Genomic DNA, 12,229 nt, shown 5'->3' with positions numbered 1-12,229 from the left:
GTTCTCCTCTGTGAGCGGTGGTGCTACGAGCGGTGGGTGGTGCTGCGGTCAGGAGGTGCTGCCGAGCTCGCGGTCGCGGACCACGGCGTAGGTGGTGGCCGCGCCGATCAGGGCCAGCACGGCGAGGACGACGAGGGCGGTGTGCATGGCCGAGGTGAGGCCCTGCCCGGCCGCCTCGGCGGCGGCGCCGCGGACGCCCTGAGGCAGGGCGTCGAGCCGGTCGCGCAGCCGGCCCTGGACGGCGCCGCCGGCCAGCGCCTGCTCCCCGGCGGCGTCCAGCCCGGGAATGCGTCCGTGCAGGTCGGCGGCGGAGAGGCCGGCCAGCAGCGCGCCCGCTCCGGCGATGGCGACGGACTCGCCGGTGATCCGCATGGTGTTGAAGATGCCGGAGGCCGTGCCGGAGCGCTCGACCGGGACGACGCTGACCGCGGCGTTGTCCATCACGCCGAAGGCGCTGCCCACGCCGATGCCGAACACCGCGAGCGGGCCCGCCAGTTCGGCCCACCCGGCGCCGGGTCCGAGCACCACGAGCCAGAGCGAGCCCGCGGCGATCAGCACCGAGCCGGCCGCGAGCATCACCCGCAGCGGCACCCGGGCGGCGAGCCGTCCGGCGACCAGCGGCAGGACCAGGACGGGCAGGGTGAGCGGCAGCAGCATGGCGCCGGCCTCGGTGGCGCTGCGGCCGCCGACGCCCTGGAGGTACTGCGGCAGGTAGACCAGCAGCACCACGAAGCCGAAGGTGATGGTGAAGGGCTGGCAGACCACCACCACGAAGGTCGGCCTGCGGAACAGCGAGAGGTCGAACATGGGCCGCTCGACGCGGAGCTCGACGAGCACGAAGGCCAGCATGAAGAGCCCTGAGCCGATCAGCGCGCCCAGTGCAGCCGCGTCCGTCCAGCCTCGTTCGGGCCCTTCGACGAACCAGAGCGAGAGCAGCGCGAGGCTGCCGCTGAAGGTGGCGAGGCCGCCCCAGTCCACCTTCCGGGCGTCCGGGTCCCTGGACTCGGGCAGTCGCGGCACGAGGGCGAGCACGACCAGGCCGAGCAGCACGTTCACCAGGAAGACCGCGCGCCAGTCGACCGCGGCGACCAGGACGCCGGCGACCAGCGGGCCGATCGCCAGCCCGCAGCCGAAGGACGCGCCGAGCACGCCGAAGGCCCTGGCCCGGGCGGGCCCGTCGAAGGAGGCCGCCAGGATCGCGGCGCCGCTGGTGAGCACGCCCGCCGCACCGACGCCCTGCAGGGCGCGGGCGATGTCGACCAGCACGATGTTCGGCACCAGGGCGCAGACCAGCGACATCGCCAGGAACACCTGGACGCCGGCCACCAGCACCCGCTTGCGGCCGAACCGGTCGGCGAGGCCGCCGGCGGCCAGCAGGCAGGCCGCGAAGGTGACGCCGTAGGCGTTCTGCACCCACTGCGCGGCCCCGACCCCGGCACCCAGGTCGGTCGCCAGCGCCGGGAGCGCCACGGCCGGCCCGGTGACGGTGAGCGGCAGCATCATGCTGGCCAGCGCCACCGCCAGCAGGATCGGCAGCCCGCCGCCCGCGCGGTTCTCGCGCGGTGCGGCCAGGCCCTGCTCCGCCAGGACACTCATTCCTGCCCCCTGTCCATCAGTCATCTACGTACTTCACAAACCGAGACGACCATAAGATATCTTATGGGCAGCGTCAATCTGCTATCCCATGCCTGTCTGCCGACGAGGAGTCAGTTCCGTGCCAGAGAAAGCGATCACCGCAACCGATGTCGACGTCCTGATCGTCGGAGGAGGGCCGACCGGCATGCTGGCCGCCTGCGAACTGCTGCGCCGCGGCGTCCGCGTCCGGATCGTCGACCGGGCCCCCACCGCACCCCGCCTGCCCAAGGCGCTGCTGCTCTGGCCACGCACCCTCGACGTGCTGGCGGACCTCGGCGTGCTGGACGACGTGCACGAGGCCTCCGTCCGCATCAACGCCTTCCGGTACTTCTCCGACCGGCGGCCGCTCGGCACCTTCGCCTTCCCGGAGGAGCTCGCGCCGGTCTGCCTGCCGCAGAGCGAGACCGAGCGGATCGTCGCCGACCGGCTGCACGGCCTCGGCGGCAAGGTCGAGCGCGGCGTCCGCCTGCTCTGCTTCGACAACCTCGACTTCTCCGGACGGGTCGAGGCCACCGACGGCGTCACCGCCGTGCTGGAGCACGCGGACGGCCGGATCGAGCGCACCCGGGTGCCGTTCGTGATCGGGGCCGACGGGGCCGGCAGCGCCGTCCGCGGCCAGATCGGCACCGGATTCCTGGGCAGCACCTACGAGACGGCCTTCGCCCTGGTGGACGCCCGCATCGAGGGCGAACTCCCGCCCGACCAGGCGCTCTACTACCAGTCCCCGAAGGGCGCACTGGTCGTCGTGGCCCTCCCCGACGGGGTGTACCGGTTCTTCTCCAGCCTGCCTCCCGGCCGGGAGGTCGGCGTGGCGATGATGCAGGAGATCGTCGACGAACGCGGACCGCAGGGCGTCCGGATCGGCGAACCGGTCTGGCAGAGCGTCTTCCGGGTGCACGCCCGGCACGCCGGCGACTTCCGGCTCGGCCGGGTCTTCCTCGCCGGCGACGCCGCCCACGTGCACAGCCCGGCCGGCGGCCAGGGTCTCAACACCGGCCTGCAGGACGCCCACAACCTGGCCTGGAAGCTCGCCGCCGTCGTCCGCGGCGAGGCCCCCGCCGCCCTCCTCGACAGCTACGGCCCCGAACGCTCGGCTGTCGCCCGGCGGGTCGTCCGGGACACCGACATCCAGACCCGCGCCTGGCTGGTCGACGGGCCTGCCGAAGTCCTGCTCCGAGACGCCGCCTTCCGCCTGGGCGACCGCTCCGGGCTGCTCTCCCGCCTCTACGGGCCCGTGATGGCCGGCCTGCGGCTCGCCTACCCGCCCCGGCGCGACAGCCAGGAGCCGTCCGGGCTCACCGGCTGCCGGGTCCGCGGGCGGCTGCCCGGCGGCCTGCGCCCGGGCGCCGTCCTCCCCCGCCCGCTCGCGACGGCGGCCGGCCTCGCCGGGCCCGCCGAGCAGCCGCCCGGGTGGACGGTCGCCGCGGTCGGCGGCCCGGACGGCTGGGGCGCCGCGATCGAACGGCTCGCCGCCCCGCGGCCCGGACTGACGGCCGTCCGCATCCCCGGCCCCGCCGCCGCCCTGCACACCGGCTGCCACCGGCCCGGCTACTACCTCGTCCGGCCGGACGGCCACATCGCCGCCCACGGCCACACCCGCGACCTCGACCGGCTGGACGCAGAACTCACCAGCCAGCTCGGCCCGCTCACCCGCACCTGAACCGCGCCCCAAGGCAGTTCGGGCGCCCCGGGAGGGGCGCCCGCAGCCGTCCCCCGGACGGGGGCCGGCCCCGTCCACACCCTCACGGAGGCCCTGATGACCGTCCTCGCCCAGCCCGGAGACCCGATCGTCCCCTTCCTCGACCCGGTCTTCGACCTGCACCGCGGCGGCAAGCTGGAGACCCGGTCGACCGTGCCGCTGCGCGGCGCCGACGACCTCTCCCTCGCCTACACCCCCGGCGTCGCCCGGGTCTGCACCGCCATCGCCGAACACCCGGAACTCGCCCACGAGTTCACCTGGGCGGCGAACACCGTCGCGGTGGTGAGCGACGGCACCGCCGTACTCGGCCTCGGCGACATCGGCCCGGCCGCGGCCCTGCCGGTGATGGAGGGCAAGGCACTGCTCTTCAAGGAGTTCGCCGGCGTCGACGCGGTGCCCATCTGCCTCGGCACCACCGACACCGACGCACTGGTCGACACCGTGCGGCACCTCGCACCCGGCTTCGGCGGCATCAACCTGGAGGACATCTCCGCCCCGCGCTGCTTCGAGATCGAGGCCCGGCTGCGGGAGGCACTGGACATCCCGGTCTTCCACGACGACCAGCACGGCACCGCGATCGTCGTCCTCGCCGCGCTGCGCAACGCGGCCGCGGTGACCGGGCGGCCGATGTCCTCGCTGCGGGCCGTGGTGGCCGGGGCCGGGGCCTCCGGCATCGCCGTCGCCCGGATCCTGCTGAACGCCGGGATCGGCGACCTCGCCGTGTGCGACAGCAAGGGCATGCTGCACCCGGGGCGGACCGACCTCCACCCGGTGAAGGCGGCGCTGGCCGCCGACTCCAACCGGGCCGGGCACCGGGGCTCGGTCGAGGGGGCGCTGCGCGGCGCCGACGTGTTCATCGGCCTGTCCGGCGCCACCGTCGCCGAGTCCGCGATCGCCGCGATGGCCCCCGGCGCGATCGTCTTCGCGCTGTCCAACCCGACGCCGGAGATCGACCCGGCGGTGGCCCGGCGGCACGCCGCCGTGGTCGCCACCGGGCGCAGCGACCACCCCAACCAGATCAACAACGTGCTCGCCTTCCCCGGCGTCTTCCGCGGGGCACTGGACGTGCGGGCCCGTACGGTGACCGAGGGCATGAAGCTCGCCGCGGCGGCGGCGATCGCCGAGGTGGTGGCCGACGAACTGTCCGCGGAGCGGATCGTGCCGAGCCCGTTCGACCCGCGGGTGGCGCCCGCGGTCGCGGCGGCGGTCGCCGCAGAGGCCCGCGCCGCAGGCGTGGCCCGCCGCTGACGGGGCCGCCCGGCCGACCCGTCACGGGCAATCGGGCAACCCCATGGGGGCGCGGGGAACTGCGCGGATCGGGAGAAACGGTGCCGCACCTTCCGCCTCGCGCAGTTCTCCCCGGCCTTCGGCCGGGAGGTGCCCCCACGCGCCCCTCGGGTCGGCCGGCTGCCTTCGGCGGCAGGCTCTAGCGGAGCACGACCTCGACGGCGTCCGGGTCGCCGGCGACGGCCTGGCGGAGGGTCAGGTGGCCGGCCAGGACGCACTCGCGGACCCAGTCCAGCAGGTAGCGGTCGGCGGGGGCGCCGGGGGCGGTGCGTACGGCGATCCGGAGCCGTTCGGTGGGCAGCCCGGCGTCGAGGACGGCCGCCTCGGCCTCCGCCACCTCGTCCACGGCGGTGGCCAGGCCGGCGAGTTCGCCGCGGCCGAAGCGGGCGCCGCGGAAGGCCAGGACGTCGGCCAGCCGGCCCCGGACGCGCAGCGCCGGTGTCGGGCTGCCGCACGGGCAGGCCACGAACTCGCCGGTGTCGCCGGTGCGGTAGCGGACCAGCGGGGTGACCGCGAGTTCGTGCAGGGTGCTGACCAGGATCTCGCCGTCCAGCACCTCCGCGTACTGGTGCGGCAGCGGGTGGAAGACGTCGCGTGCGCAGTGCGGGCCGTTGCAGGCGACCGCCCAGGTCTCGACGGAGCCGTAGAGGCCCCAGACCGCGGTGTGCGGGAGGACTTCGGCGGTCAGGTCGGCGGTGGCGCCGTCCAGGCCGGTGCCGACCCACAGCAGGGTGCGCAGCCACGGCAGGGGGCGGCCGGTGCGCCGGCCGTGTGCGAGGAGTGCACGCAGGGTGGGGGTGTCGGCGGCGAGGGCGGTGGCGCCGCACTGGGCGGCGAAGTCGAGCACGCCGCCGAGGTCCTCGCCGTCGGGGGCGCCGTAGGGGATGGCGGAGCTGCCGGAGAGTGCGGCGAGGGCGTTGCAGAGGTCGTGGACCGGCCACAGCCGGGTGCCGCGGGAGAGGTTGAGCAGGACGTCGCCCGGGCCGAGCGGGGCCCAGGAGCGGAGGATGTCGCCGGCGAAGAGGCAGCTGGGGACGAGGGTGGCGGAGGGCTGTGCGGTGGTGCCGCCGCCCAGGTAGAGGACGGTGCCGCGGTCCTGGGCGAGGCCGCCGCGGACTCCGGACCACACGGCGCGGCGCAGTTCGTCGGCGGTGAGCGGGTCGAGGGCGGCGAGGTCGGTGCCGCCGGCCGCTGCGCCGCGGTACTTCTCCTCGAGGCCGGGGAATCCGGCGGCGCGGTCCAGTAACGCCCGCACCGCCGGCACCGTCGGGCTCGGCGTGCCGGTCGGGAATCCCCCCTGCAGCGACATGGGGCGCGTCCTCTCACGAATCGACGGTTTCCGGAGCCGCATCCGCACGTTCCGCGCCCCCGCAGGAATGATTCAAGAACCGACCGACCGGTTTGTCAATTGCCGAGGTCAGTGGGCGCCCCGCGGCGGGGCCGGGGATCAGAGCCGCGCGCCCCCGAGCAGAAGCGGACGGTCCGCGTCCGAACATCCGGGCGCCGCCAGCCCCGGCAGCACCGCGCCCCACAGCCGGGCGACCATGCCGGTGCGGGCCACCCCCGGGTTGCGCTCGCAGACCAGCAGCACCCCGACGGCCATGGCGGTCAGCGCCATCCCCACCTCGGCCGGCTCCACTCCGTCCCGCAGCTCGCCGCGCTCCGCCGCGGCGGTGAGCAGGGCACAGACCGGCGCCATCCATTCCGGAGGCCCGCCGCCGGGGCCCAGCGCCAGCCCTTCCGCACGGTCCAGCCGGACGCCGGCGCGGCACACCGGGTCGCCGTCCAGCAGGCGGGCGACCGCCACGGCCACGTCCACCACCGCGTCCAGCCCGGCCCCCGGACCGTGCGAGGCCACACAGGCGGCGGTCAGCCGCCGCAGCTCGCGCCGGGCCTCCTCGCGGACGGCGTCGACCAGCTCGCCCTTGGACCTGAAGTGGTAGTAGAGCGCCCCCTTGGACACCCCGGCGGCCCGGCTGATCGCATCCAGCCCGGGCAGCGCGTCGCCGCCGAGCACCTCCACCGGCGACTCGTCGAGGGCCAACGCCGCGGCGACGATCAAGCGCCGCCTGGTCCGCTCGGCACGCTCCTGACTGGGCACGGCGACCCCACCTCTCCTCTGCGGTCCCGAAGCACAGCGACCCCCGGGGCACATTAAAACAGACCGGAGTCGCTGTTATAAAAGTGTCAACTGACGAGATCACGACAATTATTTCCCCCTGAACCCCGCCCATTCGGAAAACGCGGAACTCGGCACATGCCGTCGGCGCGGCGCGCCGCCGAAGGGGCGGGGCACGGGGCGGAACAGGGTCGGCACGCGGGGGCGCGATACGCGCCGGCCGGGTGCGGGGCGGGCAGCGGGCCGGACGGGCCGACCGGGTGACGACCGGTCAGCCGGCCGGTACGGCCTCCGGCGCGTGCAGGCGGAGCCGTCCGGTCCACTCCGGCACGGCCAGGCCCGGCAGGATGAACGCCCAGAGCTCGGCCAGGCGCTCCTCCAGGTCCTCGCGGCGCGTGAAGACCTGGGACACGATCTGCGTGCCGGTGAACGAGCTGATGACGAACCGGGCCGCCGCGTCGACGTCCAGGTCCATCCGGACGGAGCCCTCGCCCTGGGCGCGCAGCAGGAGGGTCCGGACCAGGTCGATGGAGGCCGTGTACGGCCCGGGCGAGGGCTCGGAGAAGGAGCTCTCGATCGCCAGCCGGATGCTCGCGCGCACGGTCGGGCTCTCCCGCAGGGCCGCCGCCATGGCGTACGAGACGTCGATGATGGCCTGCAGGAAGGGGCCCGACGCGGTGGCGGCGGTCTCCAGGGTGCCGACCTCCGCACCCTGGATCTCCTCCGCGATGGCCTCCTTGGAGGGGAAGTGGAAGTACAGGGCGCCCTTGGTGACGCCGGCCCGGGCGAGGATCTCCGACACGCTGGCACCCGCGAAGCCGCACTGGTCGAACACCTCGGCCGCGGCCTCGACGATCTTCTGGCGGGTCCGCTCCGCCCTCTCCTGTCTCACCATGGGCTTCCTCCCGACCTCGCTCCGATTCGCAGCGCATCGTAGTGCACTGCACAGTACAGCCGACGAAAAAACAGTCGACCCCGTAGGTTTGTTCCGTCGCGCGGAGCCCCGCCGGCGGCAGAAGTGGGCTTGTCAGCCGGGCGACGTTCCATCAGTACGAACCGGTCGGTATGTAAAAGCGGCCCGCCCGGAGAGTCCGGGCGGGCCTGGCAGACGGGTGCCGGCGGCGGGTCAGCGCACGGTGTAGCCACCGTCCACCGGCAGGACGGTGCCGGTGACGAAGGACGCCCGGTCGCTGCAGAGCCAGGCGGCCGCCTCGGCGATCTCCTCCGGCTCGGCCGTCCGCGGCTGCGGCGTGGCCGCGTGCAGGAGGGCCTCGATCTCCGGCCGCAGGGCGAGCCACTCCTCGATCATCTCCGAGCGCGTCGTCCCCGGGGCGACCGCGTTCACCCGGATGCCCTGGGCCCCGTACTCGTTGGCCGCCGCCTTGGTCAGGCCGACCACCGCGTGCTTCGACACCACGTACGGCGCGGCCACCGGCGTCGCCACCAGCCCGGCCACGCTGCTGGTGTTGACGATCGATCCGCCGCCGGTGCGCAGCATCGCGGCTATCTCGTGCCGCATGCAGGACCAGACGCCGCGCAGGTTGACGTCGATGATCCGGTCGAAGACCTCCTGCTCCATCAGGTGCATCGGCGTCTGCTCGGCGCCGTATCCGGCGTTGTTGAACGCCGCGTCGAGGCGGCCGTAGCGCGCGACGGCGGTCTCCACGGCCCGCGCGACATCGGCGTCCGAGGTCACGTCGGTGACCGCGTAGGCGGCCTCCAGGCCCTTGGCGGTGAGCTCGTCGACGAGGTCGGCGAGCTGCTGCTCGCGGCGGGCGGCGAGGACGACGGCGGCCCCCTCCGCGGCGAAGACCCGCGCGGCGGCGGCGCCGATGCCGCTGCTGGCGCCGGTGATCAGTGCGACCTTGCCGCTGAGCAGTGAGTTCCGGACGGTCATGACTCTCCCCTGTGGCTGTGACGGAAGCCCGTGCGGGCGCTCGGCGGCCCGCACGCAGGCGCGGCGGCCCGGCGCCCCGCTCCCGCGGGTGCACCGGACCGCCGGACACCGGTCGTACCCGAAGCCTAGGAAAGGACACTGACGGTTCGTCAGGCAGGGCCCTCGCCCGGGGTATCCCGGGCGTTCCGTGCGGCCGGGCCTCGCGGTCGGGCTTCGCGGTCAGGCCTCGCGGTCGGGCTTCGCGGTCAGGCCTTGCGGTTGGGCACCGACCAGCCGCCGGGCCGGTCGAAGCCGGTGGTCACCCGAGTGACGAAGAAGTGCGGCCCGACGATGTGGGCCTTGGCCACCACCTCCAGGTACGCCTTCGCGGGGGCGCCCGTGGCGTGCGCCTGGAAGGCGGCCTCGTCGGTGAAGGTCTCCAGGAAGACGAAGCGGGTCGGGTCGGCCGCGTCCGGGACGAAGTGGAAGCCGATGGTGCCGGGTTCGCCGGTCAGCGAGAGGTAGCCGTCCGCCTGGGCGACCTTGACGAACTCCTCGCGGAACTCCGGCTGCACATTGCCGAACTCGGCCACCACGGTGAAGACCCGGCCGTTGTCGCCGCGGCTGGGCGCGACCCGGCCGGTGCCGTCGTCGGTCGGCAGCGAGTAGTTGGCGACGGTGGTGCTGGGGCCGGTGACACCGAGCAGCGCCGCAAGGGCGGCGAACCTGCGGGCGTGCCGGCCGGTGCGGTGCACCTGGTAGGCCGGCTCGGAGGCGAAGGTCTCCGCGACGACGATCCGGTCCGGGTGTTCGGGGTCGGGCACGACGTGGACGCTCTCGGTGCCGGGCTCGTGCCGGCGCGAGGCGTATCCCTCCTGCTGCGCGGCGGCGACGAAGGCGGCCCGCGCGGCGGCCGGGATGTGCTCGTAGGCGGAGATGACGGTGTAGGCGACGCTGCTGTCGCCGAGGTTGGGCATGGTGGCGCCGGGGCGGGCGGCGGAGGCCCCGGGCGCGGCGCCGGCCAGCAGGGCGGCGGTGACGGCGGCGGTGAGCAGGGCTCTGGCAGGTCTCATGGGTGGGCTCCGTTCGGGGTGGGCAGGCCGGCCGGTCCGGATGGTCGGCCGGAGCATGTGGGCACCAGGGATCGGCGGCGGGCGCCAGGGCCGCCGGGAGCCCGGCGGGCACCGTCGCGGGGCTCGGACCTGGGCGGTCGGCAGGACGGTGATCTGCGCGAGGTTGACGTGCCGGGGCAGCGCCGCGGCGCAGCCGGTGATCCCGGCGATGTCTCGGTCGCCGAGGACCCGGCTGGACTGCCGCAGCCCGTCCGGCCAGGCCCGGGAGGACGGGTCGTCCAGGTGGTCCATCGGCTCGGTCTCCACCACGCCGGGCTCCAGGGTGGTGACGCGGATGCCGCGCGGCCCGAACTCGGCGCGCAGGTTGCGGGAGAGACGGCTGACCGCCGCCTTGGTGGCGCAGTACAGCGCGAAGTTCGGCGCGGAGACCTGGGCGGCGATCGAGGAGATGTCGACGACGTCCGCGGGGCCGCCCGGCCCGGGCGGCCTTCGACAGCTGGGGTTCGAAGACGTGGATGGTGCGCACCAGCCCGGTGAGGTCGGTCGCGATCATGCGATCCCACTGATCGGTGCGGCCGAGCTCGAAGGGCGAGGTGAGCATCGCTCCGGCACCCGCGACGAGCAGGTCGACGGTCCCGGGTTCGGCGGCCTGCGCGGCGACGGTCGACGGGCCGGGTGGTGCGGGGTGCATACGGTACGGGGCGGCGGTGCAGGGGGACGGGCGGTGCAGGTGGTGCAGGTACAGAGGAGTACGGGCGGTGCAGGGGTGCGGCGGGAGCCCGGACGGGGGTCGGGCTCCCGCCGCGGTCGCCGCGGCCGCAGGGGGTCACGACCGCGGACGCTCGGGGCCGGTTGCCGGCCGGGCGGTCAGGCCGGGTAGACGTCGCCGGGCAGCTTGCGGTCGGCGCCGACGGTGGCGATGTGCCAGTACGGGTAGGGCACCGGCGCGGCGCTGACCTTGTCCAGGGCGGCCACCTCGTCGGCGGTGAGCTCCCACTCCATGGCCTTGAGGTTGTCCTCCAGCTGGTGCACCTTGGTGGCGCCGATGACGGCCGAGGTGATCTGCGGCCGGGACAGCACCCAGTTGACGGCCACCTGGGCGACGGAGGCGCCGCGCGCCTCGGCGATCCGGCCCATCTCGTCGACGATGTCGTACGCCTGCTCCTCGTCGGTGAGCGGCGCGGACTCGGCCGGGGTCGCCTCGGCGAGCCGGCTGCCGGCCGGGCGGCCCTCGCCGCGCCGGTACTTGCCGGTGAGGAAGCCGCCGGCGAGCGGGCTCCAGGCGGTGATGCCGACCTTCTGGTCGTGGGCGAGCGGGATGATCTCCCACTCCAGGTCGCGGGCGCCGAGGTTGTAGTAGCCCTGGTAGCAGACGAAGCGGCCGAGGTTGCGGCGGTCGGAGACGGACAGCGCCTTCATCAGCTGCCAGGCGGCGAAGTTGGAGACGCCGATGTAGCGGATCTTGCCGGAGCGGATCAGGTCGTCGAGCACCCGCAGGGTCTCGTCCAGCGAGGTCCGCGGGTCGAAGCCGTGGATGTGGTAGAGGTCGATGTAGTCCGTCCGGAGCCGCCGCAGGCTGGCCTCGACGGCCGCGTTGAGGTGGTGGCGGGTGGCGCCGAAGTCGTTGGGGCCGTCGCCCTCGACCCGCCAGCGGCCCTTGGTGCCGATGACCACTCGGTCGCGGACCTTGGCGAGCGTCCGGCCGAAGAACTCCTCGCCCATGCCGTTCTTGTAGACGTCCGCGGTGTCGAAGAAGTTGATGCCGGAGTCCAGCGCGACCTCCATCAGCCGGTGGACGTCCTGGTCCCCGACGGTGCCGAACTCGGACCAGTTGCGGTCGGGTGCGCCGAGGAAGGACGCACCTCCGCCGAAGGTCATGGCGCCGAAGCAGAGTTCGGAGACGGCCAGCCCGGTGTCACCCAGGTAGCGGTAGCGCATCGCGGTTCTCCCTGTCAGGTGTGCGGTGTCGGCGGCCGGCCCGCTCGATCGGCGGGCGGCAGGCCCGCCCCGGCCCGGGGCGATCACCGTAAGACTCGGCATGACCATAAGATGTCGAACATCCATCGTCAAGGCGGATGTGATGAAAGATCTCCACTTACCATCAGATCTCGAATAGTGCTACGGTGTCGATGCCACCGGGATGACGAGACGTCATCTGCACTGCCAAGAGCTGGAGAAGAGCATCGTGAGCACTGTGACCGTGGTCGGACGGGCCGTTGCCAAGCCCGGCAAGCGGGACGAACTCGAGCGCCGCCTGCGGGCGGTGATCGCCCCGACCCACGCGGAGGAGGCGAGCATCCACTACTCCGTGCACCAGGACGTCGACGACCCGGACGTCTTCCTCGCCATCGAGCGCTGGCCCGGCCGGGACGCGCTGGAGCAGCACCTGGCCACCCCGCACCTGCAGGAGCTCGCGGCCCTCCTGGACGACCTGCTCGCCGAGCCGCTGGAGCTGCGCGTGCTGGCCCAGCTGCACGAGGGCGACTCCCCCAAGGGCGTGCTGTGACCGGTACCGCCGTCGCCGTCCTCGGCACCGGCAT

10 protein-coding genes and 1 pseudogene are annotated in these 12,229 nt (G+C 74.1%); 3 read left to right on the top strand and 8 right to left on the bottom strand.

Annotation, left to right across the window (positions count from 1 at the left end):
* Positions 1–48 precede the first annotated feature (48 nt).
* A complete protein-coding gene (locus ACQ614_RS28400; protein ID WP_431681637.1) occupies positions 49–1,596 on the bottom strand; it encodes an MFS transporter in 1,548 nt (515 codons plus the stop codon).
* 118 nt (positions 1,597–1,714) lie between these two features.
* On the opposite strand from ACQ614_RS28400, the gene ACQ614_RS28395 reads away from it, so the two are divergent.
* Together ACQ614_RS28395 and ACQ614_RS28390 are read left to right on the top strand one after the other, a co-directional pair.
* Entirely contained in the window at positions 1,715–3,295 is a 1,581-nt protein-coding gene (locus tag ACQ614_RS28395) for an FAD-dependent monooxygenase (protein WP_431681636.1), read from the top strand.
* A 96-nt stretch (positions 3,296–3,391) separates the two neighbouring features.
* Complete coding sequence (locus ACQ614_RS28390; protein WP_431681634.1) at positions 3,392–4,582, top strand: NAD(P)-dependent malic enzyme; 1,191 nt, start codon at positions 3,392–3,394, stop codon at positions 4,580–4,582.
* A gap of 178 nt (positions 4,583–4,760) precedes the next feature.
* Here ACQ614_RS28390 and ACQ614_RS28385 read toward each other — a convergent pair whose 3' ends face one another.
* From ACQ614_RS28385 to ACQ614_RS28355, 7 genes and pseudogenes are all read right to left on the bottom strand, one after another.
* Positions 4,761–5,930, bottom strand: coding sequence for a hypothetical protein (locus ACQ614_RS28385; RefSeq protein WP_431681633.1), 1,170 nt, complete (start codon positions 5,928–5,930; stop codon positions 4,761–4,763).
* A gap of 138 nt (positions 5,931–6,068) precedes the next feature.
* The gene (locus tag ACQ614_RS28380; RefSeq protein WP_431681632.1) at positions 6,069–6,722 is read right to left on the bottom strand and encodes a TetR family transcriptional regulator; all 654 of its coding nucleotides are present in this window, start codon (positions 6,720–6,722) and stop codon (positions 6,069–6,071) included.
* Between the two features lie 289 nt (positions 6,723–7,011).
* Positions 7,012–7,635, bottom strand: coding sequence for a ScbR family autoregulator-binding transcription factor (locus ACQ614_RS28375; RefSeq protein ID WP_431681631.1), 624 nt, complete (start codon positions 7,633–7,635; stop codon positions 7,012–7,014).
* A 231-nt stretch (positions 7,636–7,866) separates the two neighbouring features.
* Positions 7,867–8,637 (bottom strand): glucose 1-dehydrogenase, encoded by a 771-nt coding sequence (locus ACQ614_RS28370; protein ID WP_431681630.1) that lies wholly within the window; start codon positions 8,635–8,637, stop codon positions 7,867–7,869.
* 245 nt (positions 8,638–8,882) lie between these two features.
* Complete coding sequence (locus tag ACQ614_RS28365; protein ID WP_431684049.1) at positions 8,883–9,980, bottom strand: putative quinol monooxygenase; 1,098 nt, start codon at positions 9,978–9,980, stop codon at positions 8,883–8,885.
* Positions 9,975–10,142, bottom strand: a pseudogene (locus ACQ614_RS28360) (SDR family oxidoreductase); the annotation flags it as partial. The gene ACQ614_RS28365 and the pseudogene ACQ614_RS28360, both read right to left, overlap by 6 nt.
* A 414-nt stretch (positions 10,143–10,556) precedes the next feature.
* On the bottom strand, positions 10,557–11,627 hold the full coding sequence (locus tag ACQ614_RS28355; protein WP_431681629.1) for an aldo/keto reductase: 1,071 nt from the start codon (positions 11,625–11,627) through the stop codon (positions 10,557–10,559).
* A 247-nt stretch (positions 11,628–11,874) separates the two neighbouring features.
* On the opposite strand from ACQ614_RS28355, the gene ACQ614_RS28350 reads away from it, so the two are divergent.
* Positions 11,875–12,195 (top strand): putative quinol monooxygenase, encoded by a 321-nt coding sequence (locus tag ACQ614_RS28350; protein ID WP_431681628.1) that lies wholly within the window; start codon positions 11,875–11,877, stop codon positions 12,193–12,195.
* Positions 12,196–12,229 lie beyond the last annotated feature (34 nt).

Source organism: Kitasatospora dryopteridis, assembly GCF_050749075.1.
Taxonomy (GTDB): Bacteria; Actinomycetota; Actinomycetes; order Streptomycetales; family Streptomycetaceae; genus Kitasatospora.
This window is presented reverse-complemented; position numbering and strand designations above follow the sequence as displayed.

Bases quoted from the DNA above. Each gene is read 5' to 3' on its own strand.
- ACQ614_RS28400 (WP_431681637.1), bottom strand. From the start codon at position 1,596: ATGAGTGTCCTGGCGGAGCAGGGCCTGGCCGCACCGCGCGAGAACCGC.
- ACQ614_RS28390 (WP_431681634.1), top strand. From the start codon at position 3,392: ATGACCGTCCTCGCCCAGCCCGGAGACCCGATCGTCCCCTTCCTCGAC.
- ACQ614_RS28385 (WP_431681633.1), bottom strand. From the start codon at position 5,930: ATGTCGCTGCAGGGGGGATTCCCGACCGGCACGCCGAGCCCGACGGTG.
- ACQ614_RS28375 (WP_431681631.1), bottom strand. From the start codon at position 7,635: ATGGTGAGACAGGAGAGGGCGGAGCGGACCCGCCAGAAGATCGTCGAG.
- ACQ614_RS28370 (WP_431681630.1), bottom strand. From the start codon at position 8,637: ATGACCGTCCGGAACTCACTGCTCAGCGGCAAGGTCGCACTGATCACC.
- ACQ614_RS28365 (WP_431684049.1), bottom strand. From the start codon at position 9,980: ATGGACCACCTGGACGACCCGTCCTCCCGGGCCTGGCCGGACGGGCTG.
- ACQ614_RS28355 (WP_431681629.1), bottom strand. From the start codon at position 11,627: ATGCGCTACCGCTACCTGGGTGACACCGGGCTGGCCGTCTCCGAACTC.